Consider the following 23,551-nt stretch of genomic DNA (forward strand, 5'->3'; position numbering starts at 1 on the left):
CCGGTTTCAATAAAAAAGCCTCTCGTGATGAAAGGCTTTATGCATTTTAGCGTTCGACTATTCGTCTTCTTCTGCCATAAAGGCTTCTAGCAAGTCGTTGAGGAATAGCTTTCCTTTTTCAGTGACCTGCCAGTGAGTGTCGGTTTCGTTCAAGTAACCTAGTTCTTTTGCCCACTCAATCGTTGAATGAACAGCGTCAAAATCAAGCCCAGTCGTATCAATGAAATCTTGTTTTGGACACGCTTCTATTAGCCTGAAGCGGTTCATAAAGAATTCAAAAGGGCGATCTTCATTTGGCACTTCAAATTCATTGGATAGGTAAGGCTTCACTATGTTCTGGTAAGCCGCTAAATAGCCTCTAGGGTGCTTAACCTTTGTGGTGCGAACAATGCGTCCATCAGCAAAACTTAGCTTGCCATGAGAGCCACAGCCAATACCTAAGTAGTCACCAAAGCGCCAATAGTTGAGGTTGTGCTGACATTGGTATCCTGGCTTGCTGTAGCCTGAAATTTCATACTGTACATAACCTGCATCTGAGAGCTTTTTATGGCCTAAGTCGAAGATATCCCAAAGGTCATCGTCGTCAGGCAGCTTTGGCGTTTTATAATAGAACATGGTGTTAGGTTCTATTGTGAGTTGATACCAAGATAAGTGTGGTGGATCGAGCTCGATCGCTTTGTCTAGATCCGCCAAGGCCTGATCAATGCTTTGATCGGGCAAGCCGTGCATTAAGTCTAGATTGAAGCTATTCAATCCAATTTTATGCGCTAAATGAGCGGCATTTACCGCTTCATCTTGACCATGAATACGGCCAAGCCTTTCGAGCTTCTCTTGCTCAAAGCTTTGCACACCCACCGAGATTCGACTCACCCCAGCCTTTTGGTAACCAGCGAACCGCTCAGCTTCAATGGTTCCCGGGTTGGCTTCCATGGTGATTTCTATTCCATGCTTGAACGGGATACGTTGTTCAACACCTTGGAGTAATCGACCGATTCCCTCTGGAGAGAATAGGCTCGGCGTACCACCACCAATAAAGATCGAATGCAACGGACGAGGGGTGCCATTGAGTTGGTACTTTTCGATATCAGTATCGAGATCCTCAAGTAGCGCATCGATGTACTCTTTTTCTGGGATCTCGGCTTTCAGAGCGTGTGAGTTGAAATCACAATACGGACACTTTTGTACACACCATGGGATGTGGACATAGAGGCTAAGTGCTGGTGGTATTAGCGCTGTATTATGCATTACAGAGCTTGCTCCTTGAGTGCTTTGAATAGTGACGTCAGGGCTTTACCACGGTGTGATAGTTGCTTTTTACGTGTTGATTCAAGTTCAGCAGATGCGCAGTTATCTTCAGGTACAAAGAATACCGGATCGTAGCCAAAGCCATTCTCACCGTGTTCTTCAGTCAGAATACGACCTTCCCATTTACCGTGGCATACCAGTGGTGTCGGATCGTTTTCGTGACGCATTAGTACCAACACACAGTGGAAACGCGCAGTACGCTTTTCAGTTTCGACACCTTGCATCGCGTTTAGCAATTTTTTGATGTTCTGCTTATCGGTTGCCCCTTCACCTGAGTAACGCGCTGAGTAGATGCCTGGCGCACCATTTAAGTAATCAACCTCTAAACCTGAGTCGTCAGCAATGGCTGGCAGCCCCGTTTCTTTCGCTGCATGGCGAGCTTTGATGATGGCATTTTCAATGAAAGTCGTTCCTGTTTCAGCGACTTCTGAAACGTTAAATTCACTTTGCGCGACAACGTCAAAACCAAACTCAGACAGAATATCTGCCATCTCGCGAACTTTACCTTGGTTGCCTGTTGCTAAAACAATCTTACTCATGGGAATGTAGCTCTAATAAGTTAATAAATGAAAAGTAAGGTTTGAGCTTACTCTTCTATATAGAATTTCTGTGTGAAACGCAGTGGACCAGTGCCTTTTAGGCCTGCGTTAACATCGATGTCGAAGGTGATGTTTTCTTCGTGAGTTACGGGGAACTCAGCAAGGTAATAAATCGCATCGCCTTCTTTGATTTCGCGAAACTTCAAAGTACGGGTGTTTCCAACGAGGTTCTTCGCTGTTCCGGTAATTTTAGCCGTTGTCGCAGGCTTGCCTAGGGAAGCCTTATCTAACACGCTGATGTTCAGAATTGCTGAGTAGCCAGTTCGCTTAAGCTTATATTGCTTAGCGACCTTCGCCGTTATAAATGTCGAGTTAAAAGCCGAGTAGTGAACCTCGACATCCTTAATATTCTTAAACTGTCCTGCCGAGCTTGGTAGGGCAATCAGAGCGGTGAGTAGTGCTGTTATCCATAGACGCATAATGACTCCAATAAATAGCAAAAAGCCATCATAGGATGGCTTTGACTTCAGTTGGGATTTGGCTTGGCGAGCATATTCGAACTTGCTTGTGCCTACCGAGCTCTCCCTTTTCTATCTTAACTTGCCCTTTTGCGACCTTAAACTGTTTCGCAAGGTATTTCGCTAAATGGGCATTGGCTTTGCCATCAACCGGTGGTGCAGTAATGGCAATTTTCAGTTCCTCACCGTGCAAGCCGACAATTTTGTCTCGGCTTGCTTTGGGTTGGATATAGAGCCTAAGAAGAATATCGTCTTCCTCGGCCCAAACCGCTTTTGGCATCGTCAAAGTACCTGATGTTCGTACTTGAATTATAGCTGATACCAAATAGGACCAATCATGTCGCCCATTAGGAAGTTCGCAAATTGCAGAACAATGAACAGAACCAGTACGCTTAGGTCGAAACCACCCATGTCCGGAAGGATACGGCGGATAGGCACTAGCATTGGTTCAGTCAGTTGATGGAACACGTACTCGATTGGGCTACGACCTTGGCTAACCCAGCTTAGGATTGCACGGATAAGTAGAACCCAGAAGATCAAGCCACCAGCCGCTTTGAGCAGAGATAGAGCGCCAAAGATAAGGAAGCTAATATCAAATACAGCCGCGCCGCCAGAGATAATCAGGTTTAGAGCAACGAACTTAAGTACACACAGCACATAAGCGAAAACAACCGTCGCCAGATCAAGGCTGCCGATTGATGGAATAACTCGGCGCAGTGGAGCAACAACCGGTTGTGTCGCTTTTACGATGAATTGTGAGAATGGATTGTAGAAATCTGCACGTGATGCTTGTAGCCAGATACGCAAGATCACAACCATGATGTAAAGATCAAAAACGGTCGAGATCAGAAAGCTCATCGAGTTCATATTGTTTCCTTTTTCGGATTTACTTGCCGCTTAGGTATAGCCTGAGCGACACAATGCTTTTTTTACAGTAATGAGTATTAAAACAGTTTTTCCATCTCTTCAGCTCTAGCTACCGCCGCTTGCATCGCTTTGGCTACGATATCTGATAGTTGGTGTTCGTTAAATGTGCGTAGTGCTTCTGCGGTGGTCCCGCCTTTTGAAGTAACCTGTTCGCGCAATGTTGATAACTCAATATCTGGATTCATGACCACCATCTCTGCCGCGCCTAATGCTGACTGCTGCACTAGCTTTCGAGCGGTTTCTCGGTCGAAACCTTGGTTGATTGCCTCTGCTTGCATTGCTTCCATAAACAAAAAGAAGTAAGCAGGAGCACTACCCGCCGCCGCAATGATGTTGTTGATGCCAGACTCTTGCTCAACCCAACTCACTTCACCTACAGCTTGCATTAGCTGAGAAGCGAAGTCTTTATCGCCTTGGCTGACCGTTGAATCAGCATAAAGGCCGCTCATCCCCTTACCAAGTAGTGATGGCGTGTTTGGCATCACACGCACAAGGTTCAGTTTGCAGTTTAACATCTCATTGAGCCGATTCGCATTAATACCGGCGGCAATTGAGACAACCAGTTTGTTGCTAAAATCGATATCTTGTAAGGGTTTACATACATCAGCCATCATTTGTGGCTTCACTGATAACACCACAACATCTGCTTGCTCTGCTGCGGCAATGTTGTCGCTGGTGGTATTGATTCCGTATTTTTGCTCTAACGGTAATCTTCTGGTGTCTGAAGGCGCTGTCGCAGTAATCTTTTGCGCTGGGTAACCACTCGCCACTAAGCCCGCTACAATTGAGCGAACCATGTTTCCTGCCCCAATAAAGGCAATGTTCTTATGTTCCATATATAAAATCCTGAGCTTGTCGCTGCGCGGATAAGGCGAAGCGGTATCAATACTTGTACTTGTCGTTGGTTACTTACTACGGTTATTTCGTGTAATCACGAGCGCCGAAAATAGCCGTTCCAATACGAACCATGGTGCTACCAGCCTCAACTGCTGCGTCCATATCACCACTCATCCCCATCGAAAGGGTATCAATGCCTGAATACTTCGCGGCTAGCTTGCCTTTAAGCTCTGCCAGTTGAGAAAATGCATTAAGCTGAGATTGATAGTCAGATACGTTTGCAGGAATCGACATCAATCCTCTTAAAGTGAGGTTGGGTAGCGATGAAATCAACTCTGCGAGTGAAAAAACTGTCTGTTCTGACGTTCCAGACTTGGACTCTTCACCACTGGTATTTACTTGAATCAAAACTTGCAAGGGTGGAAGTTCGCTTGGTCGTTGGTCATTAAGCCTTTGTGCGATCTTATCGCGATCTACGGAATGCACCCACTGGAAGCTTTCCGCGATTGGGCGGGTTTTATTGGACTGAATTGGGCCAATAAAATGCCACTCCAAATTTAAGTTAGAATGATGTTCTGAAAAGTGTTTTACTTTATCAACACCTTCTTGGACATAGTTTTCACCAAAGGCAATTTGGCCTCCAAGTGCGGCTTCTAGAACCGCATCAATAGGTTTAGTTTTGCTGACGGCTAAAAGTTGCACGGACTCTGGATCTCGTCCGCACTTTTGTTCAGCACTACGAATCTGTGAGGTGATTTGTTTGATATTTTGTTGAATACTACTCATAGCTGACTTTACTTAAGGGAAAATAAATGGATATCACCGAGTTACTAGATTTTAGTGTAAAGCATAACGCATCAGATCTACATCTTTCTGCGGGTGTATCTCCAATGGTACGTATAGATGGTGAAGTAAGAAAGCTTGGAGTGCCCGCTTTGAGTCATGCAGATGTGCATCGTTTAGTTTTTGAGATCATGAACGATTCACAGCGCGGTGAGTTTGAAGAGAAACTCGAAGTCGACTTCTCTTTTGAATTACCCAATGTTGGTCGTTTCCGTGTGAATGCTTTTAATCAAGCTCGTGGTTGCTCAGCTGTGTTTCGATCTATCCCTGTAGAGATCCCAACTTTAGAGCAGTTAGGCGCGCCTGAAATCTTTGAAAAGATTGCTAACTACGAAAAAGGTTTAGTGCTGGTCACTGGCCCAACTGGTTCTGGTAAATCGACGACTCTTGCGGCGATGGTTGATTATGTTAACCGTAACCATAACAAGCACATCCTGACGATCGAAGACCCGATTGAATTCGTTCATACCAACAATAAATGCCTCGTTAACCAGCGAGAAGTTCATCGTGATACCCACAGCTTTAAAGCGGCGCTACGCAGTGCATTGCGCGAAGACCCTGACGTTATCCTTGTGGGTGAGCTTCGTGACCAAGAGACGATCAGCTTAGCGCTAACGGCCGCAGAAACAGGCCATCTAGTTTTTGGTACTCTGCACACCAGTTCTGCTGCTAAAACCATAGATCGCATTATTGATGTGTTCCCCGGCAGCGACAAATCTATGGTTCGTTCAATGCTATCCGAATCACTACGCTCGGTGATTGCTCAAAAATTGTTAAAGCGTGTAGGCGGTGGTCGTGTGGCTTGTCATGAAATTATGATGGCGACACCTGCAATTAGAAACTTGATTCGTGAAGACAAAGTTGCACAGATGTACTCGATTATTCAAACTGGCGCAGCACATGGTATGCAAACCATGGAGCAGAATGCGAAGCAGCTTATGGCCCAAGGTTTAGTTGATTCAGAAGAAGTCGAGAAGAAGATTGAAATCGAAACCTCGCGGTTTTAAGTCAGGATGAATCATATGGAGTTGAATCAAATTCTTGAAGGCATGCTTTCACAGAAAGCGTCGGATCTTTACATCACCGTGGACGCACCAGTTTTGTTTCGTGTTGATGGTGAACTGCGGCCTCAGGGAGAAAAGCTGAATACGGCTCAGGTCTCTCAATTGCTTGATGCGATGATGGAGCAAGATCGACGCGATGAATACCAACAAACACGCGAGGCTAATTTTGCGATTGTGCGTGATATTGGCCGTTTTCGTGTGAGTGCTTTCTTCCAACGAGAGCTTCCTGGTGCGGTAATTAGACGCATCGAGACTAACATTCCAACCTTTGAACAATTAAAGCTTCCTGATGTGCTACAAGACCTTTCAATAGCGAAACGCGGACTTGTGCTAGTGGTTGGAGCGACGGGGTCTGGTAAATCAACTTCAATGGCTGCGATGACAGGGTACCGGAATGCTAACCGTTCTGGTCATATTTTGACGATTGAAGATCCGATTGAATTCGTGCATGAACATAGAAAGTGCATTGTTACTCAGCGTGAGGTCGGACTCGACACTGAGAGTTATGAAGTCGCGCTTAAGAACTCCCTGCGCCAAGCTCCCGACATGATCTTGATTGGTGAGATCCGTAGCCGTGAAACCATGGAGTACGCGATGACTTTTGCTGAGACTGGTCACCTGTGTATGGCAACTCTGCATGCAAATAATGCTAATCAAGCACTAGAACGTATTCTGCATTTGGTTCCCAAAGAGCAAAAAGAGCAATTCTTGTTTGATCTGTCGATGAACTTACGTGGTGTGGTGGCACAGCAATTAATTCGAGACAAGAATGCCAATGGTCGTCATGGGGTGTTCGAGGTTCTTTTGAACAGCCCGCGAGTGTCGGACCTGATTCGTCGTGGTGAGTTGCATGAACTCAAATCGACAATGGCTAAATCGAAGGAGATTGGGATGCAGACCTTTGACCAAGCTTTGTATGATTTAGTCGTTGCGGGCAAAATCAGCGAAGAAGATGCGTTTCATAGTGCCGACTCTGCTAATGATCTGCGCTTAATGTTGAAAACCAAGCGAGGTGATAATGACAATGGCATAGGAGCCCTCAGCAGTGTGAAAATCGATATGGGTTAATTGGTGCCGCTGATTTTTATAAGAGAGGATAAATAGCTCCCCCACAACAAGCTGTGGGGGGAAGGTTTAACCTTTATGAGAAGCTGAAATTATCATTCGCGTCACCACGCTCTTTTCTTATTTAATTTTTAGTTGGATAACCGTCGCCAGTTTCGCCAGCGTCCATTGAGTTACATACTATTATCGTTAGAACTGCGCAGGGTGTTAGATAAGTTTTATATGATCTATCACTAACCTAATAATGAATCGCATCAACATTACGTCGCTATATGATTACAAGGTTAGAATAGAGTGTAATCATTGCTCGCTTAATGCTGAGTTAAAAATATTGTGCTTCAAACCAGCTCTCTAGAATGACAACAGCAGATTGGTTATCCACATTTCCTTTGCTTAATGCTTTATAACCGCCCATATCAAAAAGCTCGGATCTGGCTTCAGCTGTAGACAGTCTTTCATCATGAAGTTCGACATCAATACCAAAGCGCCCTTTGAGGCGATTAGCAAACTTCTTTGCTCTTGGAGTAATGGTTGCTAGATCTTTGCCGTGTAAATCCGTTGGCAAACCGACGATAATCAGATTAGGTTGCCATTCTTTGATTTGCTTCTCGATATCATCCCAATTCGGAATACCATCTTTAGCCTTGAAGGCTGTTAAGGGACTTGCGGTACCAGTAATCTCTTGGCCGATTGCACTACCGATACTTTTTGTACCGTAATCAAATGCCATAATTGTCCGTGACATAAAAGTTCCAGAATTAAATAGTTGGGTTTGTATTGATTGTTATGAGTTGGTTTTAGGCGTGTCCTGAATCAGCCGATAATTGCGCAACATTAATGCCTAACATCTGCACTGCAACTTTCCAACGATCTGCAATGGGGGTATCGAAGATAACTTTCGGGTCGGCTTCAACGGTTAACCAAGAGTTTTCGGTTAGTTCTATTTCTAGCTGCCCTGGTTCCCAACCTGCATAGCCTAATGCGACCAAGTAATGCACTGGCTCGTCTCCAGTTCCGAGCACGGTAAGGATATCTTTAGAGGTCGTGACAGAGATTTGATCAGTCATGTTGATGCTAGATTGATAGTTGCCTTTTGGCCTATGTAAAATGAAACCTCTATCTTCAGCTACCGGTCCTCCGTTTAACACTGGCTTATCTAAGCTAGCTTGATTGGATTTTGGGTTTATGGAGTCGATCTCGACTTGATCCAGCATTTTTCCAACCGTGATATCAATAGGGGCATTGATCATTAACCCCATTGCACCTTCATCGTTGTGTTCACAAAGGTAAATTACAGAGTTTTGAAAGTAAGGGTCTTTCATTCCTGGCATAGCAACCAGAAAGTGATTGGTTAAATTCATAAAGCCTCCTGCCTTTGAGAAAAGAGCGGCTTATGCCGCTCATTACATTGGTTTAGCTAAGAACGATTCAGCTTAGATCATTTAAACTAAGCCAATCGACTGGAAGCTATTCTGCTTTAACGCGACGTTCGATCGCGTCCATCAGTTTACCTGTTACTGAAATATCAAAAGCGGCTTCGATTTCACGAATACAAGTCGGGCTGGTTACGTTAATTTCAGTCAGTTTGTCACCGATCACATCAAGGCCAACAAAGATTAAGCCTTTTTCTTTCAGTGTTGGAGCCACTGTTTTTGCTATTTCCCAGTCAGTATCACTCAGTGGTCTAGCCACACCAGTACCACCGGCCGCTAGGTTACCTCGTGTTTCCCCTTCCGCTGGAATACGAGCTAAGCAGTAAGGCATAGGCTCACCATCAACCACAAGAATACGCTTATCACCATTACTGATGTCTGGAACAAAAGTTTGTGCCATTGCGTAATTTTGACCGTGGTTGGTCAATGTTTCAATGATTACCGATACATTTGGATCGCCTTTCTTCACTCGGAAGATAGATGCGCCACCCATACCATCCAGTGGTTTAAGGATCACATCACCGTGCTTCTCGCGGAATTCTTTAATCTTTTCAGCTTTACGAGTCACGATGGTGGTCGGTGTTAGTTCAGGGAACCAAGCTGTGAACAATTTCTCGTTACAGTCACGAAGGCTTTGCGGTTTGTTTACGATCAGTGCGCCGTTCTCTTCAGCACGTTCAAGAATGTAAGTCGCGTAGATGTACTCAGTATCAAACGGAGGATCTTTACGCATCAGTACGGCATCTAATTCAGATAGCGCGATAGTCTGCTCTGACTTGAACTCATACCAACCGTTTGGATCTTCTTTTAGTTCTACAACCTTTGTGTCAGCAATGGCTACGCCCTGATCTAAGTGTAGATCATCCATTTCCATGTAATGGATTTCGTAACCACGACGCTGAGCTTCAAGCATCATGGCAAAGCTAGAGTCTTTTTTGATGTTAATGGATGAAATTGGATCCATTACGATGCCAAGTTTGATCATTTTTTTCTCCTAGCCTAGATCGCCAAAACGGACTTGTAAGGCAGTAATTGCGGTTAGAGCTGCTGTCTCGGTACGAAGTACACGTGGGCCGAGTAGCGTCTCTTCAAATTTGTATTGTTCAGTCATGCTGATTTCTTCAGAGGACAATCCACCTTCAGGGCCTATTAATAGGCGCACCTTGCTGATGGGTTCTGGAAGGGTGTTAATTGAGTATTTTGCGCGAGGATGCAGGTTTAGCTTTAACGCTTCACTGGTTTCGCTACACCATTCTTCAAGTTGCATAATAGGACGAATGACAGGAACCGTATTGCGGCCACATTGTTCACACGCCGCGATAGCAATTTTTTGCCACTGTGCGAGTTTTTTCTCGAAGCGTTTGGTATCAAGCTTAACGCCACAGCGTTCTGAAATTAGAGGGGTAATGGTGTTCACACCAAGCTCAACCGATTTCTGAATCGTGAACTCCATTTTATCACCGCGTGAAATCACTTGGCCTAAATGTAAGTCTAACGGAGATTCACTGCTACGCTCGATTCGTTCAGTAACATGAACCGTGACATTCTTCTTGGATACTTCAATAATTGTTGCAGGGAACTCAGCGCCACTGCCGTCAAATAGAAGGACTTCTTGGCCTTCTTTCATGCGAAGGACACGACCAACATGACCCGCGGCATCTTCGCCTAAAGCGAGCGAGCCTAACTGATGAATGCGTTCTGGGTGATGAATACGAGGGACTCTCATGCTGGTAAACCTATAAATATGATTATTTGGGTATTTTTATCTATGCCTAACATGGATGCTTTTAATCGAAAAAACAAGGGTAGAACAAGAGTTTCAAGGGCAATGCTGAAACTCTTGCTTGGTAGAGATAGCTATGCGAGTGGTGTTATTTGCAAGCTGGGTAAACAAATGGGTTGTGATTACCTTGGACGGCGTAGATTCGTTCATCACGAGTACATTCCCACTGATCGACAGGAAACTGTTTGTTCCACGCCATCATCAGGTTGGTTTGCTGTTTAGATAGCTTGAAACCATACTCTTGACTCATGTAAAGGTAAGTACGTGCGATAGAGCCTTTTGCTCTGTCCGGCGGCATAACTTTACGCTGTTTAAAGTTGACCTGCATTTCACACTGACCATAGCTCACGCCATCCATTCCATTCCACTGACTGAAATTGTAATTGGATCGATCACCATTAACCTCGCCAATCGTGGGCGTTAGGTTATGAAGATCAGCTTCCATGGATTTAAATATTTTATCATTTCGCGTACAGTTTTTGCGTCCGCCATCTTGCCAGCACTGACGCTGGTGGCCAAATTGCCAAGCTGGAACCACGTGTTCCCACTCAATTCGACTTGCTCGCTTTTGCTGTTTTCGGACTTGGTAGCCACAACCATTAAGGTCTGGAATACCTTTCTTCTTGTCTTTCCAAGTAATATCACAACCACAATAAAACGAAGTCGGATGATCGAGATAAATCTTCACCGCTTCTTTTTTGGCTTTGTAGAATGAGCTTGGCGGGGCAGCGAAAACGCTTTGGGTTACCAGTAGGCCAAATACTATCGATAAGTAAAAAGATACAGGTAGGCCAAATGCTTTTAAGATGATTTTTTGCATAGAGAAAGACTGATAAAAGTATGATAAATATCAGTCTATCACTCAAATGTTAGATCTCTCTATTAGATTTATCCGAACGAGTGAATCAATCGGTTATTAGCTTAGTTGAGTGCCTGTAAAAACTAAGGTTTGTTGGCATAGTTGGCATCGGTAGGTCGATTGATTTCGAAGGACTTTGTTATGTCGTCTAATTGATAGTGGGTAAACGGTGCAGTCGCAGCGGTATTCAAAGGTTTTTCCTTGAACTGAAGAGATTTCAAAGCTATGAGTCGTTCTGGCTGGTACGTTGAATACCTTTTCCATAACGTATTTCCACTCGTTTCCATGAGGCCTAACGCGTCCGAAGACCTGATGCGTGATCAAGTGTGCGAGTTCATGAGGAACAACCTCGTTGATAAAGGCGTCTTCGTTTTCGCTAAATAGCACGTGGTTGAGCTTAATTTCATTTAACTGAAGGTAGGCCTTTCCTGCCGATTTACCTCTTAATTTATAAGTGATAGTTGGGTATGGAAACTCACGAGAGAAATGTTGATTAGCAATAGCGAGACACTCCGCCAGTTTCTTATTTGCGCGATGTTGTTGTGGGGTGTAAGACAAACGTTGTTAACTCCAAATAAAAGACCTCAGCGTTAAGCTAAGGCCTCATAATAACATTGCTTGTTAATCTAGCGATGCTTTACACGTGATGTTTTTTCTTGATGATCTCGTGATAAGCATGCCATGTACCATAACCAAGTAGCGGCATGGTGACGATCATACCGATGCCGTAGGTTGCAAAGCCCACCAGAATACCGGAACAAATAATACTCGCCCACACAACCATTGCTGGGATGTTTGCTTTCACTGCGTTGAAGCTAGTGAAAATGGCGCTCATTACATCAACGCGTCGCTCCATCATTAATGGAATTGAAAACGCTGAAATACTGAATATTAGGCTAGCGATGATTAGCCCAATTAAAGAGCCTGTAATCAAGAATGGAGCGAATTCAGTTAGTGGAGCCCCTTGAACAGAAGGATATAACGCGTGCAATAACGCCGCGATTCGCATCCAGAAAATCATCGCTACCATCAATACAATCGCAAAGGCCCATTGATGGGTTGAGTTTCGTGTGATGGCTTTCATTGAGTGCAGTAGGCTAGCGTTGTGTCCTTTTTCTCTTTCCCAGCTGGCGTCATACAGGCCTAGAGCAAGAAAAGGCCCTATTAACATATAGACTATTAAGCTCGGCATAACGACTAGGTGTGTTCCTTGCCATTGGACAAGTTGGACTATGGCGATGGCTGCTGCCATAAAACACAAGCCGTAAAATGCGCTTATTAATGGCATTTTCACGAAGTCGTGTAGAGCTAGTGACAACCAATGAAAGGGTGCTGAAATGCTAACTTGGTTACAAGGAATGGTTCGAGCGTAATCCTGATCGCTGACCTTATCTTTTTTATTGTTCAGTTCCGATGGGTGCACGGTACGAGGCATAATTCCCCCTAGTTAAATAACGTCCTAGTTATAATTCCATAAGGCTCAGTGGTGTGGTTTACATTAGCGTTATGGTGTCGAGCTCAATCGCTCGTAATCGTCCTAGTTTTTGCTCTCGCATTCATTTAACTAATGATTTTCAGACTAAATACATTAGGGTTAAACGTGAGCTTGATCGTCTAGGAGTTACCTTAACTATTGTCAGTAGTGCTAGAAAATACAAATTATCAGTGGCTTTTTATACTAAGTGGTTAACGGTAAAGAAGGGCGTTAGAGAAGGGAATGGCGAGTGAAAGTTCGGTAAGTACATAAAAATAAAGCCCTTACTAAGAAATAAGGGCTTTAAAGAAACAAATCGCAGTGGCTAAATTATTTTAGGCCAGCGAAGTCCGCAAGGATTGCTGCTTTGTCTGTCGCTTCCCAAGGGAACTCTTCACGACCGAAGTGGCCGTATGCAGCAGTCTGCTTGTAGATAGGTTGAAGAAGGTTCAGCATCTCTTGAAGACCGTATGGGCGTAGATCGAAGTTTTGACGAACGGCTTCAATGATGATCTCGTGCGCTACTTTTTCAGTACCGAACGTTTCAACCATGATAGATGTAGGATCAGCAACACCGATAGCGTAAGACAGTTGAATCTCACAACGGTCAGCCATACCTGCTGCAACGATGTTTTTCGCAACGTAACGCGCTGCGTAAGCTGCAGAACGGTCAACTTTTGATGGATCTTTACCAGAGAATGCACCGCCACCGTGACGAGCTGCGCCGCCGTAGGTATCAACAATGATCTTACGACCAGTTAGACCACAGTCACCCATTGGGCCACCGATTACGAAACGACCTGTTGGATTGATGAAGAAGTTAGTGTCTTTATTGATCCACTCTGAAGGCAATACTGGCTTGATGATCTCTTCCATTACCGCTTCACGTAGGTCAGGTGTTGTGACTGAATCACAGTGCTGAGTTGAAAGAACAACGGCATCAATACCCACGATCTTACCTTGATCGTACTGGAATGTTACTTGAGACTTCGCATCTGGGCGAAGGAAGTTAAGCTTGCCACTCTTACGTACTTCAGCTTGCTTTTTAACAAGAAGGTGAGAGTAAGTAATTGGAGCAGGCATTAGGATTGGTGTTTCGTTAGTCGCGTAACCAAACATGATACCTTGGTCGCCAGCGCCTTGCTCTTTCGGGTCTGTTTTATCAACACCTTGGTTGATGTCTGGAGACTGCTTACCAATTGTGTTTAGAACGGCACAAGAGTCAGCGTCAAAGCCCATATCAGAATGAACGTAACCAATTTCACGTACTGTTTCACGAGTGATTTCTTCAATATCAACCCATGCAGACGTTGTTACTTCACCGCCAACCATCACCATGCCGGTTTTTACGTAAGTCTCACAAGCAACACGTGCTTTTGGATCTTGTTCCAAGATGGCATCAAGAACAGCATCAGAGATTTGGTCTGCAATTTTATCTGGATGGCCTTCTGAAACAGATTCAGAAGTGAATAGGTGCTTAGCCATGAGAGCTCCACTTTTAGTTTTAGTTGCAAATAGTGTTTTAGTTGCAAATAGATTAAATGCAAATAATTTTAGGCGTCGCAAGTTAAGGAAGCGCCGCCATTAAATACAGTATATTTTGTAGGTGTTTCTACTTCTAGACGGCCATTCTAAATTCCAATGGTCGAATTACAAGCTCTTTTTTATGATATGACATAACTAAACGTTTGCGTGCCGGGTGATATAAGCCATTACCAAGTGATATAAATGGGTAAAAATTGCGAAAAATGATGGTTAAAAGGACAGTAAATCGTTTGCAGTCGCTATAGTCGTTTGAGAGAATACCCGCGCTAATAAAAATGAAATTTTTAGCATTAACTTTTTTTAAATCGCTTATGTACTCAGGAGCAGACATGCCTTCTCGTAAAGTTCTAGCCAATGCAATCCGTGCGCTTAGCATGGACGGTGTTCAACAAGCAAACTCTGGTCACCCAGGCGCACCTATGGGTATGGCTGACATCGCTGAAGTTCTTTGGCGTGGCCACTTGAACCACAACCCAGCAAACCCAGAGTGGGCTGACCGCGACCGTTTTATCTTGTCTAACGGCCATGGTTCAATGTTGATTTATTCTCTGCTTCACCTTGCAGGTTACGAGCTTTCAATTGAAGACCTGAAAAACTTCCGTCAACTGCACTCTAAGACTCCAGGTCACCCAGAGTACGGTTACGCTCCTGGTATCGAGACAACGACTGGTCCTCTAGGTCAAGGCATTACTAACGCTGTCGGTATGGCAATGGCTGAGAAAGCGCTTGCGGCACAATTCAACAAAGAAGGCCACGATATCGTAGACCACTACACTTATGCATTCATGGGTGATGGTTGTCTGATGGAAGGCATTTCTCACGAAGCCTGTTCTCTAGCAGGTACGCTTGGTCTTGGTAAGCTAGTTGCTTTCTGGGATGACAACGGCATCTCTATCGATGGTGAAGTTGAGGGTTGGTTCTCTGACGATACCCCTAAGCGTTTTGAAGCATACGGCTGGCACGTAATCCCAGCGGTAGATGGTCATGACTCTGACGCGATCAACGCAGCGATTGAAGCGGCTAAAGCGGATCCTCGTCCTACTCTTATCTGTACTAAAACAGTAATCGGATTTGGTTCTCCAAACAAAGCAGGTACGCACGACTGTCACGGTGCACCTTTAGGCGCTGACGAAATCGCAGCAACTCGTAAACAACTAGGTTGGGAGCACGGTCCTTTTGAAATTCCGTCGGAAGTTTACGCAGAGTGGGATGCGAAAGAAGCAGGCGCAGCTAAGGAAGCAGCGTGGAACGAGAAACTTGCAGCTTATGAAGCAGCATACCCTGAGCTGGCAGCTGAATTCAAACGCCGCGTAAACGGTGATCTTCCTGCACAGTGGGAAGAGAAAGCATCAGCAATTATCGCTGATCTTCAAGCTAACCCAGCAAACATCGCATCACGTAAAGCATCTCAAAATGCTCTAGAAGCGTTCGGTGCTATGCTACCTGAATTCATGGGCGGCTCTGCTGACCTTGCACCTTCTAACCTGACTATGTGGTCTGGTTCTAAGTCTCTTGAAGCAAACGACTTCTCTGGTAACTACATCCACTACGGTGTACGTGAATTCGGTATGACTGCTATCATGAACGGTATCGCTCTGCACGGTGGTTTCGTACCCTACGGCGCAACGTTCCTAATGTTCATGGAATACGCTCGTAACGCTATGCGTATGGCTGCTCTGATGAAAACTCAGAACATCCAAGTTTACACGCATGACTCTATCGGTCTTGGCGAAGATGGTCCAACCCACCAACCAGTTGAGCAGATCGCTTCTCTACGTCTAACTCCAAACATGAGCACATGGCGTCCATGTGACCAAGTTGAGTCTGCTGTTGCTTGGAAACTGGCAATCGAGCGTAAAGATGGTCCTTCTGCACTTATCTTCTCTCGTCAAAACCTTGCACAACAAGATCGTGACGCTGAGCAAGTAGCAAACATAGCTAAGGGTGGTTACATCCTGAAAGATTGTGAAGGCAAGCCAGAGCTTATCCTAATCGCAACAGGTTCTGAAGTTGAGCTAGCGGTTAACGCTGCTGCTGAACTAACGGCTGAAGGTAAGAAAGTACGTGTAGTTTCTATGCCTGCTACTGACGCGTTCGACAAGCAAGACGCGCAGTACCGTGAGTCTGTACTTCCATCTGACGTAACTGCACGTATCGCTGTAGAAGCTGGCATCGCTGACTTCTGGTACAAGTACGTTGGTTTCGGTGGCAAGATCATCGGTATGACAACGTTCGGCGAGTCTGCACCAGCAGGTGAGCTATTCAAGATGTTCGGTTTCACTATTGAAAACGTAGTAAACACAGCGAAAGAACTGCTAGCGTAACTGCTAGACTGCCTCAACAGTCGAACGTAAAGGACGACTGTTAGATGCTAAATTTAGAAAGGCCATCATTGCGATGGCCTTTTTTAATTGTGTCAGGTTTTCCAACTTTGTGGAATGCTTTGGTAAATGCGCTCTAAAAGTACGGATAAGCGCAGTGGTGGTCTTCCTGCTGGCGTATAGCAGTTAATGGATATGGGCTCCGAAAGCCAACCTTCTAAGCAAGGCGTGATTCGCCCCGGGTGATGTTGCTCATAACCGCTTGCTGTCCAAGTTGGCAGCAACCCAATACCATGACCATTCGCGATGCTGTCGATCTGCATGGCGATGTTGTCGCTGTATAAGCGACTAATAAATGGATCTAAGAAGAACTCACCGTGTTGAGGGTGCGTGAGCATCAATCCGTTTTCTTGTATCGAGCCAAAGTCTATCCAAGGGTGCGCTTCAAGTTCTTTGGGGTGTCGGAGCGAACCATGTTGTTCTAGATAAGCTGGAGAGGCAAAGGGCGTGTAACGAAATGAGCCTAATACCTCTTTGCGCCAACCGAGATCCTTACGCTCACCGAGCCAGATGAACAAATCTGGGTCATGATGCGCTTCAGAAAAGTCGCTGGTGAGTTGGACCCTGACGTCAGGGTTACCGGCGAGAAAGCCGTTGAGTACACCGCCTAGCCAACTTCTAACTAATGCTGTGTGACAAACAATATGCAGCGGCCCTGAGACTTGGTTCGTTAAACCTTGGAGCGCATCATAACTCTCTTCACTTAGCTCAAGAATCTGGCGACTGTAGTGGGCAAAAATTTCTCCTGCTCTTGTTAGAACTAATCGGTTGCCTTGTCTTGCTGTTAGAGCTTGACCGAAATCTTCTTCTAATTGTGCCAAGCGACGACTCAGCGTTGATTTAGGTTGGTTAAGGGCCTTGGCAGCGGCGGTCAAGCTCTTATGCTGATTGAGCGCATCAAAGGCTCGAATTGATGCTAAGTCGTGCATATTTCATTTATTCCTTACTGAGTTATGTATGGGTTCCATAAATGGGAGGAACCGTTCCATAACTATCACTATGCATCTCACTCTATTTATGAATAATTTGCGTTTGAAAATAATAATCATTATCAATTATGGAGATGTAGATGTCTACTCTTAGACTGCCAGTTATTACTGCAACTGGTATTTTTGCCTTTGTCAGTATCCCTCATGTTTTTGCCAATGATGCGGTTTCTAGAATGGAAACAGTGGTTGTAACTGCATCAAGTTATGAACAATCTCAAGCGGACGCACCTGCAAGTATCAGTGTGATTTCGCGTGAGGAGTTGGACTCGCGTTATTATCGTGATGTTACTGATGCACTAAAAAGTGTACCTGGTGTTGTCGTGACTGGTGGTGGCGACACTACCGACATCAGTATTCGTGGTATGGGTTCTAAATACACCTTGATACTCGTCGATGGTAAGCGCCAAAGCACGCGTGAAACTCGCCCAAATAGTGACGGCCCTGGTATTGAACAAGGTTGGCTACCCCCTCTTCAAGCGATTGAGAGAATTGAGGTCATTCGTGGCCCAATGTCGACGCTTTATGGCTCTGATGCGATTGGTGGTGTGATTAACGTGATCACACGAAAAGACGCGATGGAGTGGACGGGTAACGTTCAACTAGGCACGGTTTTGCAAGACAACAGTCGCTCGGGCGGAGAACAGAGTGCGAATTTCTTCGTCAATGGGCCGCTAGCCGAAAACCTATCTCTCCAAGTATACGGTCAGTATACCGCAAGAGAAGAAGATGATATTGAATACGGTTATGAAGATAAAGATATGCAAAGTATCTCGTCAAAACTGACCTACCAGGTTAATGACCGCCATTCTGTGCAACTAGAAGGGGGCACATCGGCACAAAGTCGTCGTGGGAACGTTGGACTCTCCGTACCCACTACGGGTTGCCGAAGAGGTTGTGAGGATTCGCTCAACGAATATAGTCGTAATTACGTCACACTGAGTCACAACGGCGATTGGGACTCGGTTGGCCTATCAGATACTTACTTGCAACGTGAAGAGAGCGAAAACAAATCTCGTGAGATGATGATCACCAATACCACGTTCAAGTCGAGTTTAGTGACTGGTATTGGAAACCATACGCTGACGACCGGTGTGGACGCCACTCATGCGGAGCTTGAGGATTTTACTTCCAACAAAGCGTCATCGAAGACCGAAACATCGAATACGCAGTGGGCAGTTTTCATTGAAGATGAATGGAGAGTCGCCGATCCGTTTAGCGTTACGTTTGGTGGTCGTCTAGATCATGACGAAAACTATGGCGCGCACTTTAGCCCGCGTGTTTATGGTGTATGGCGTGTTGACCCGTCTTGGACTGTGAAAGGTGGTGTGGCAACCGGTTTCCGTTCTCCGCAATTACGTGAAATTACTCCTGGTTGGGCACAAGTCAGCGGTGGAGGTAATATTTACGGTAACCCAGATCTTGATCCTGAAACGTCGCTAAACAAAGAAATCAGCGTCTTGTATCAAGGTGACGCTGGTTTAGATGTCTCTTTGACTGCATTCCATAATGAGTTCAAAGACAAAATCACACGTGTTGTTTGTCCAGATACCATCTGTACTGATGGACCAAACCAATGGGGAGCAGATCCTACGTACCGTATCAACGTGGATGAAGCCGTCACACAAGGTATTGAAGCGACTTTAGCATCGCCGTTAACAGAAACTATTTATATCAGCTCGAGCTACACATTTACCGATTCCGAACAAAAAACAGGTGAATACAAAGGCATGCCGTTACAGCAGTTACCAAAGCATCTATTTAACGTTGATGTGGCTTGGCAAACAACAGTAGACCTAGAGAGTTGGGCTAAAGTTACTTACCGAGGTAAAGAAATGGATCCGGTTACGGGTCCATCAAGAAACAGTATCATAGAGCCCGCTTATACCTTTGTGGACGCCGGTGTGACATACCAGTTAACCGATAACACTCGTATCAAAGGTGCGATCTATAACTTGCTGGACGAGGAAATCAGTTACGAAGAATACGGATATGTCGAAGATGGTCGTCGCTACTGGTTAGGTTTAGACGTCGCATTTTAATGATTGTTGTAGTAAGGCTGAGCATTGTCTCGGCCTTTTTTAATCCTACTTTACTATGATTCAACAGGTGCGCTTTTCAACCTGATCAGGTAGTATCTGTGACACGAAATTTTGGTTAGATGTACGGAACTATGCTAAAAGTCGCGATAAATGGATTTGGACGAATAGGGCGTAATGTATTGCGCGCTGTCTATGAAAGTGGCAAAAGCCAACAAATCAAAGTAGTAGCTGTCAATGAGCTTGCTCAGCCTGACGCTATGGCTCACCTATTGCAGTACGACACCAGTCATGGCCGCTTCGGCAAGAAAATCTCTAACGATCAAGAGCACATCTATGTTCATCATGGCATTGGTGCTGAAGATAAAGGCGAGTTTGATACCATTCGTATCTTACATCTGGCTGATATTGAACTGTTGCCTTGGCGTGATCTTGAAGTCGATATTGTTCTCGATTGTACTGGTGTTTACGGTTGCCGAGATGACGGCCTTGCGCACATCGCTGCTGGCGCGAAGAAAGTCTTGTTTTCACATCCAGGTGCTAACGACCTCGATAACACCATTATCTATGGTGTAAATCACGATACTATCGAAGCTGACCATCGAATCGTTTCCAATGGTTCATGCACCACTAACTGTATTGTCCCTATCATTAAGGTTCTTGATGACGCCTTTGGCATCGAGTCCGGTACCATCACGACTATTCACTCTTCAATGAATGATCAACAAGTGATCGATGCGTACCACAGCGATCTTCGCCGTACTCGAGCGGCGAGCCAATCCATCATTCCTGTCGATACCAAACTGCATAAAGGTATTGAAAGAATCTTCCCGAAATTTTCTAACAAGTTCGAAGCGATATCTGTGCGTGTGCCGACGGTAAACGTAACCGCGATGGATTTAAGTGTCACAATTAATACAAATGTGAAAGTTAATGACGTAAATCAAACCATTGTTAATGCATCCCAGTGTACATTACACAATATAGTTGACTATACTGAAGCGCCGCTCGTTTCCATTGACTTTAATCACGATCCCCATAGCGCAATCGTTGATGGTTCGCAAACACGAGTGAGCAATGGCACCTTAGTGAAAATGCTGGTTTGGTGTGACAATGAATGGGGCTTTGCGAACCGAATGCTGGATACGGTTCTTGCAATGCAAGCTTCTGAAGGCAAGAAGTAAGACCTAGAAGCAAATGTGTGGATTATTTATTTTTTAGCTTGAAATAAATACAAAGTATCCACATATTATGAGTAGTTAAAAATTACCAGTTGAATAATTTATAGGCTTAGCAGGGTTGCTGAGTTTCCAAAACTTTATATTTATTTAAATTTGAGAGGACAAAACATGTCTGTGATCAAGATGACTGACCTGGAACTTGCAGGTAAACGCGTATTTATTCGTGCTGACCTAAACGTACCAGTAAAAGACGGTAAAGTAACTTCAGATGCACGCATCCTTGCATCTCTACCAACTATCAAACTTTGCCTAGACGCTGGCGCAAAAGTTATGGTTACTTCTCACCTTGGTCGTCCTACTGAAGGCGAATACAACGAAGAGTTCTCTCTAGCACCTGTAGTTAACTACCTAAACGACGCACTAGACTGCGATGTTAAGCTAGCGAAAGATTACGTTAACGGCCTAGAGCTAAACGCTGGTGAACTCGTTGTTCTTGAAAACGTTCGCTTTAACAAAGGCGAGAAGAAAAACGAAGAAGCACTTTCTAAGCAATACGCTGCACTATGTGACATCTTTGTAATGGATGCATTCGGTACAGCTCACCGTGCACAAGCTTCTACTCACGGTGTAGGTACTTACGCTCCTGTAGCATGTGCTGGTCCTCTTCTAGCTGCTGAGCTTGAAGCGCTTGGTAAAGCAATGGACAACCCAGAGCGTCCGCTAGTGGCTATCGTTGGTGGTTCTAAAGTTTCTACTAAACTAACCGTTCTTGAGTCGCTATCTAAAATCGCTGACCAACTTGTTGTTGGTGGTGGTATCGCGAACACATTCATCGCTGCTGAAGGCCACAACGTAGGTAAGTCTCTATACGAAGCCGACCTAGTTGAAACGGCTCAGAAGCTAATGAAAGAGTGTGCTATCCCAGTAGCGACTGACGTTGCATGTGCGAAAGCATTCGACGAAAACGCAGAAGCTGAAATCAAGCACGTTTCTGAAGTTCAAGACGACGACATGATCTTCGACCTTGGCCCAGATTCAACTGCAGCACTAGCTGAAATCATCGGTAACGCGAAAACTATCCTTTGGAACGGCCCTGTAGGCGTATTCGAATTCAAGAACTTCGAAGCGGGTACTGCTGGTATCTCTAAAGCAATCGCTGAATCTGCAGGTTTCTCTGTAGCAGGTGGTGGTGACACGCTAGCAGCTATCGACAAGTTCGGTATCAAAGCTGACGTTTCTTACATCTCTACTGGCGGTGGCGCTTTCCTTGAATTCGTTGAAGGTAAAGTACTTCCTGCAGTAGCAATGCTTGAAGAGCGTGCTAAAGCATAATTGATTTAGAAAGGCGAGATGTGAACCTCGCCTTTTAACGTTTGCTGCATATCACACTTTTTTGCTAGAATGGCATAAGTTGTGAGCAAACGATTGCAAGTTTTTGAACTTAAGTTTTTTAATCTTAAAACGATAGAATAAATAGGACTATTTCCATGTCTAAGATCTTCGATTTTGTAAAACCTGGTGTGATTTCTGGCGATGACGTACAGAAAGTATTTGAAGTAGCAAAAGAAAACAAATTTGCTCTTCCTGCTGTAAACGTTGTTGGTACTGACTCTGTAAACGCAGTACTAGAAGCAGCTGCTAAAGTTAAATCACCAGTAGTTGTTCAGTTCTCTAACGGCGGCGCTGCATTCTTCGCAGGTAAAGGCGTTAAACTTGAAGGTCAAGGCGCACAAGTTCTTGGCGCTGTAGCTGGTGCAAAATACGTACACGCTGTAGCTGAAGCTTACGGTGTTCCAGTTATCCTGCACACTGACCACGCTGCTAAAAAACTTCTTCCATGGATCGACGGTCTACTAGACGCTGGTGAAGAGTTCTTCGCACAAACTGGTAAGCCTCTATTCTCTTCTCACATGCTAGACCTTTCTGAAGAGTCTCTAGAAGAGAACATCGAAACATGTGCTAAGTACCTAGAGCGCATGGCTAAAATGAACATGACAATCGAGATCGAACTTGGTTGTACTGGTGGTGAAGAAGACGGCGTAGATAACTCTGATATGGACGCATCTGAACTTTACACTTCTCCAGAAGACGTAGCGTACGCTTATGAGAAACTAATGGAAGTTAGCCCTCGTTTCACTATCGCTGCTTCTTTCGGCAACGTACACGGTGTTTACCAAGCTGGTAACGTTGTACTGACTCCTACTATCCTACGTGATTCTCAAGCATACTGTTCAGAGAAGTTCGGTATTGCACCTAACGCTCTAAACTTCGTATTCCACGGTGGTTCTGGCTCTTCTGAAGCAGAAATCCAAGAGTCTATCGGTTACGGTGTTATCAAAATGAACATCGATACTGATACACAGTGGGCGACTTGGGACGGTATCCGTCAGTACTCTGCTGACAACTTCGATTTCCTACAAGGTCAAATCGGTAACCCAACTGGCGAATCAGCTCCAAACAAGAAGTACTACGATCCACGCGTATGGTTACGTGCAGGTCAAGCTTCAATGGTTGCTCGTCTAGAGAAAGCATTTGCTGACCTTAATGCTGTAGACGTACTATAATTCTTTGAATTAAGTACTCTTTGAGTTTTAAGAAACCCGCTTAATGAGCGGGTTTTTTTATGCCTGATGAAAACTTGTATTAAATATGTGAAAACCCTAGCCTACCGTGCATAAATTTCGTAGTCTTTTAGTTATCGGTATTTGTGTTTATCGGTAAGTTTTATTTTTCAAAAGCTTGCATAAATATGACTTTGCAATCTGTCAAAGA

General features: G+C 44.8%; 23 protein-coding genes. 7 read left to right on the forward strand and 16 right to left on the reverse strand.

What is annotated here, in order from left to right:
- Positions 1-57 precede the first annotated feature (57 nt).
- The 7 genes from hemW to OCV24_RS02235 form a co-directional block, all read right to left on the reverse strand.
- Positions 58-1,245, reverse strand: a complete 1,188-nt coding sequence (gene hemW / locus OCV24_RS02205; protein ID WP_150878403.1) for a radical SAM family heme chaperone HemW — start codon at positions 1,243-1,245, stop codon at positions 58-60.
- Positions 1,245-1,844 carry an XTP/dITP diphosphatase gene (locus OCV24_RS02210; RefSeq protein WP_017056516.1) on the reverse strand — a complete coding sequence of 200 codons (600 nt, stop codon included), beginning with the start codon at positions 1,842-1,844 and terminating at the stop codon, positions 1,245-1,247. Before OCV24_RS02210 ends, hemW begins: the two co-directional genes overlap by 1 nt.
- Positions 1,845-1,891: 47 nt before the next feature.
- The gene (locus tag OCV24_RS02215) at positions 1,892-2,323 is read right to left on the reverse strand and encodes a DUF4426 domain-containing protein (protein WP_017056517.1); all 432 of its coding nucleotides are present in this window, start codon (positions 2,321-2,323) and stop codon (positions 1,892-1,894) included.
- Positions 2,324-2,351: 28 nt separating this feature from the next.
- A complete protein-coding gene (yggU, locus tag OCV24_RS02220) occupies positions 2,352-2,642 on the reverse strand; it encodes a DUF167 family protein YggU (protein ID WP_017056518.1) in 291 nt (96 codons plus the stop codon).
- Between the two features lie 29 nt (positions 2,643-2,671).
- On the reverse strand, positions 2,672-3,229 hold the full coding sequence (locus OCV24_RS02225; RefSeq protein WP_017067798.1) for a YggT family protein: 558 nt from the start codon (positions 3,227-3,229) through the stop codon (positions 2,672-2,674).
- Positions 3,230-3,306: 77 nt separating this feature from the next.
- Entirely contained in the window at positions 3,307-4,125 is an 819-nt protein-coding gene (proC, locus tag OCV24_RS02230) for a pyrroline-5-carboxylate reductase (protein ID WP_046225187.1), read from the reverse strand.
- Positions 4,126-4,207: 82 nt separating this feature from the next.
- Entirely contained in the window at positions 4,208-4,912 is a 705-nt protein-coding gene (locus OCV24_RS02235) for a YggS family pyridoxal phosphate-dependent enzyme (protein WP_017056521.1), read from the reverse strand.
- A gap of 26 nt (positions 4,913-4,938) precedes the next feature.
- On the opposite strand from OCV24_RS02235, the gene OCV24_RS02240 reads away from it, so the two are divergent.
- Both OCV24_RS02240 and OCV24_RS02245 read left to right on the forward strand, forming a co-directional pair.
- Entirely contained in the window at positions 4,939-5,976 is a 1,038-nt protein-coding gene (locus OCV24_RS02240) for a type IV pilus twitching motility protein PilT (RefSeq protein WP_017056522.1), read from the forward strand.
- Between the two features lie 15 nt (positions 5,977-5,991).
- Positions 5,992-7,101: a PilT/PilU family type 4a pilus ATPase gene (locus OCV24_RS02245; RefSeq protein WP_046225188.1), complete on the forward strand. Its 1,110-nt coding sequence runs from the start codon at positions 5,992-5,994 to the stop codon at positions 7,099-7,101.
- A 319-nt stretch (positions 7,102-7,420) separates the two neighbouring features.
- Here the strand turns inward: OCV24_RS02245 and ruvX are convergent, their stop codons facing one another.
- The 8 genes from ruvX to metK all read right to left on the reverse strand — a co-directional run bounded on the left by ruvX (position 7,421) and on the right by metK (position 14,132).
- Positions 7,421-7,843, reverse strand: a complete 423-nt coding sequence (ruvX, locus tag OCV24_RS02250) for a Holliday junction resolvase RuvX (protein ID WP_029626997.1) — start codon at positions 7,841-7,843, stop codon at positions 7,421-7,423.
- Positions 7,844-7,895: 52 nt separating this feature from the next.
- Positions 7,896-8,459 (reverse strand): YqgE/AlgH family protein, encoded by a 564-nt coding sequence (locus tag OCV24_RS02255; RefSeq protein WP_017056525.1) that lies wholly within the window; start codon positions 8,457-8,459, stop codon positions 7,896-7,898.
- A gap of 106 nt (positions 8,460-8,565) precedes the next feature.
- Positions 8,566-9,516 (reverse strand): glutathione synthase, encoded by a 951-nt coding sequence (gene gshB / locus OCV24_RS02260; RefSeq protein ID WP_077680891.1) that lies wholly within the window; start codon positions 9,514-9,516, stop codon positions 8,566-8,568.
- A 9-nt stretch (positions 9,517-9,525) separates the two neighbouring features.
- Positions 9,526-10,257 (reverse strand): 16S rRNA (uracil(1498)-N(3))-methyltransferase, encoded by a 732-nt coding sequence (gene rsmE, locus OCV24_RS02265; RefSeq protein ID WP_150878401.1) that lies wholly within the window; start codon positions 10,255-10,257, stop codon positions 9,526-9,528.
- Between the two features lie 145 nt (positions 10,258-10,402).
- A complete protein-coding gene (locus OCV24_RS02270) occupies positions 10,403-11,134 on the reverse strand; it encodes an endonuclease (protein ID WP_046225191.1) in 732 nt (243 codons plus the stop codon).
- 96 nt (positions 11,135-11,230) lie between these two features.
- On the reverse strand, positions 11,231-11,731 hold the full coding sequence (locus OCV24_RS02275; RefSeq protein ID WP_046225192.1) for a SprT family zinc-dependent metalloprotease: 501 nt from the start codon (positions 11,729-11,731) through the stop codon (positions 11,231-11,233).
- A gap of 79 nt (positions 11,732-11,810) precedes the next feature.
- Positions 11,811-12,608, reverse strand: coding sequence for a DUF2189 domain-containing protein (locus tag OCV24_RS02280; protein WP_017056530.1), 798 nt, complete (start codon positions 12,606-12,608; stop codon positions 11,811-11,813).
- A gap of 369 nt (positions 12,609-12,977) precedes the next feature.
- Positions 12,978-14,132, reverse strand: coding sequence for a methionine adenosyltransferase (gene metK / locus OCV24_RS02285; RefSeq protein WP_017056531.1), 1,155 nt, complete (start codon positions 14,130-14,132; stop codon positions 12,978-12,980).
- Positions 14,133-14,521: 389 nt separating this feature from the next.
- Between metK and tkt the strand changes: the two genes are divergently transcribed.
- Positions 14,522-16,516 (forward strand): transketolase, encoded by a 1,995-nt coding sequence (gene tkt / locus OCV24_RS02290; protein ID WP_150878399.1) that lies wholly within the window; start codon positions 14,522-14,524, stop codon positions 16,514-16,516.
- A gap of 92 nt (positions 16,517-16,608) precedes the next feature.
- On the opposite strand, the gene OCV24_RS02295 is transcribed toward tkt, so the two are convergent.
- Positions 16,609-17,502 (reverse strand): LysR family transcriptional regulator, encoded by an 894-nt coding sequence (locus OCV24_RS02295; RefSeq protein ID WP_150878397.1) that lies wholly within the window; start codon positions 17,500-17,502, stop codon positions 16,609-16,611.
- 140 nt (positions 17,503-17,642) lie between these two features.
- On the opposite strand from OCV24_RS02295, the gene OCV24_RS02300 reads away from it, so the two are divergent.
- From OCV24_RS02300 to fbaA, 4 genes are all read left to right on the forward strand, one after another.
- Positions 17,643-19,601, forward strand: a complete 1,959-nt coding sequence (locus OCV24_RS02300) for a ligand-gated channel protein (protein WP_150878395.1) — start codon at positions 17,643-17,645, stop codon at positions 19,599-19,601.
- A gap of 131 nt (positions 19,602-19,732) precedes the next feature.
- Positions 19,733-20,782 carry an erythrose-4-phosphate dehydrogenase gene (gene epd / locus OCV24_RS02305; RefSeq protein ID WP_029222970.1) on the forward strand — a complete coding sequence of 350 codons (1,050 nt, stop codon included), beginning with the start codon at positions 19,733-19,735 and terminating at the stop codon, positions 20,780-20,782.
- Between the two features lie 165 nt (positions 20,783-20,947).
- Positions 20,948-22,111, forward strand: a complete 1,164-nt coding sequence (locus tag OCV24_RS02310) for a phosphoglycerate kinase (RefSeq protein WP_150878393.1) — start codon at positions 20,948-20,950, stop codon at positions 22,109-22,111.
- 155 nt (positions 22,112-22,266) lie between these two features.
- Positions 22,267-23,343, forward strand: coding sequence for a class II fructose-bisphosphate aldolase (gene fbaA / locus OCV24_RS02315; RefSeq protein WP_017056544.1), 1,077 nt, complete (start codon positions 22,267-22,269; stop codon positions 23,341-23,343).
- Positions 23,344-23,551 lie beyond the last annotated feature (208 nt).

The sequence above is a fragment of the Vibrio kanaloae genome, from assembly GCF_024347535.1.
Taxonomy (GTDB): domain Bacteria; phylum Pseudomonadota; class Gammaproteobacteria; order Enterobacterales; family Vibrionaceae; genus Vibrio; species Vibrio kanaloae.

What these genes read in the sequence shown, in the direction of transcription:
- ruvX (WP_029626997.1), bottom strand. Translation starts at nt 7,843, where the DNA reads ATGTCACGGACAATTATGGCATTTGATTACGGTACAAAAAGTATCGGT.
- OCV24_RS02225 (WP_017067798.1), bottom strand. Translation starts at nt 3,229, where the DNA reads ATGAACTCGATGAGCTTTCTGATCTCGACCGTTTTTGATCTTTACATC.
- OCV24_RS02295 (WP_150878397.1), bottom strand. Translation starts at nt 17,502, where the DNA reads ATGCACGACTTAGCATCAATTCGAGCCTTTGATGCGCTCAATCAGCAT.
- OCV24_RS02310 (WP_150878393.1), top strand. Translation starts at nt 20,948, where the DNA reads ATGTCTGTGATCAAGATGACTGACCTGGAACTTGCAGGTAAACGCGTA.
- OCV24_RS02255 (WP_017056525.1), bottom strand. Translation starts at nt 8,459, where the DNA reads ATGAATTTAACCAATCACTTTCTGGTTGCTATGCCAGGAATGAAAGAC.
- OCV24_RS02210 (WP_017056516.1), bottom strand. Translation starts at nt 1,844, where the DNA reads ATGAGTAAGATTGTTTTAGCAACAGGCAACCAAGGTAAAGTTCGCGAG.
- OCV24_RS02240 (WP_017056522.1), top strand. Translation starts at nt 4,939, where the DNA reads ATGGATATCACCGAGTTACTAGATTTTAGTGTAAAGCATAACGCATCA.
- fbaA (WP_017056544.1), top strand. Translation starts at nt 22,267, where the DNA reads ATGTCTAAGATCTTCGATTTTGTAAAACCTGGTGTGATTTCTGGCGAT.
- yggU (WP_017056518.1), bottom strand. Translation starts at nt 2,642, where the DNA reads ATGCCAAAAGCGGTTTGGGCCGAGGAAGACGATATTCTTCTTAGGCTC.
- OCV24_RS02300 (WP_150878395.1), top strand. Translation starts at nt 17,643, where the DNA reads ATGTCTACTCTTAGACTGCCAGTTATTACTGCAACTGGTATTTTTGCC.
- metK (WP_017056531.1), bottom strand. Translation starts at nt 14,132, where the DNA reads ATGGCTAAGCACCTATTCACTTCTGAATCTGTTTCAGAAGGCCATCCA.
- epd (WP_029222970.1), top strand. Translation starts at nt 19,733, where the DNA reads ATGCTAAAAGTCGCGATAAATGGATTTGGACGAATAGGGCGTAATGTA.
- OCV24_RS02215 (WP_017056517.1), bottom strand. Translation starts at nt 2,323, where the DNA reads ATGCGTCTATGGATAACAGCACTACTCACCGCTCTGATTGCCCTACCA.
- OCV24_RS02270 (WP_046225191.1), bottom strand. Translation starts at nt 11,134, where the DNA reads ATGCAAAAAATCATCTTAAAAGCATTTGGCCTACCTGTATCTTTTTAC.
- OCV24_RS02280 (WP_017056530.1), bottom strand. Translation starts at nt 12,608, where the DNA reads ATGCCTCGTACCGTGCACCCATCGGAACTGAACAATAAAAAAGATAAG.
- proC (WP_046225187.1), bottom strand. Translation starts at nt 4,125, where the DNA reads ATGGAACATAAGAACATTGCCTTTATTGGGGCAGGAAACATGGTTCGC.
- tkt (WP_150878399.1), top strand. Translation starts at nt 14,522, where the DNA reads ATGCCTTCTCGTAAAGTTCTAGCCAATGCAATCCGTGCGCTTAGCATG.
- OCV24_RS02245 (WP_046225188.1), top strand. Translation starts at nt 5,992, where the DNA reads ATGGAGTTGAATCAAATTCTTGAAGGCATGCTTTCACAGAAAGCGTCG.
- hemW (WP_150878403.1), bottom strand. Translation starts at nt 1,245, where the DNA reads ATGCATAATACAGCGCTAATACCACCAGCACTTAGCCTCTATGTCCAC.
- rsmE (WP_150878401.1), bottom strand. Translation starts at nt 10,257, where the DNA reads ATGAGAGTCCCTCGTATTCATCACCCAGAACGCATTCATCAGTTAGGC.
- OCV24_RS02235 (WP_017056521.1), bottom strand. Translation starts at nt 4,912, where the DNA reads ATGAGTAGTATTCAACAAAATATCAAACAAATCACCTCACAGATTCGT.
- gshB (WP_077680891.1), bottom strand. Translation starts at nt 9,516, where the DNA reads ATGATCAAACTTGGCATCGTAATGGATCCAATTTCATCCATTAACATC.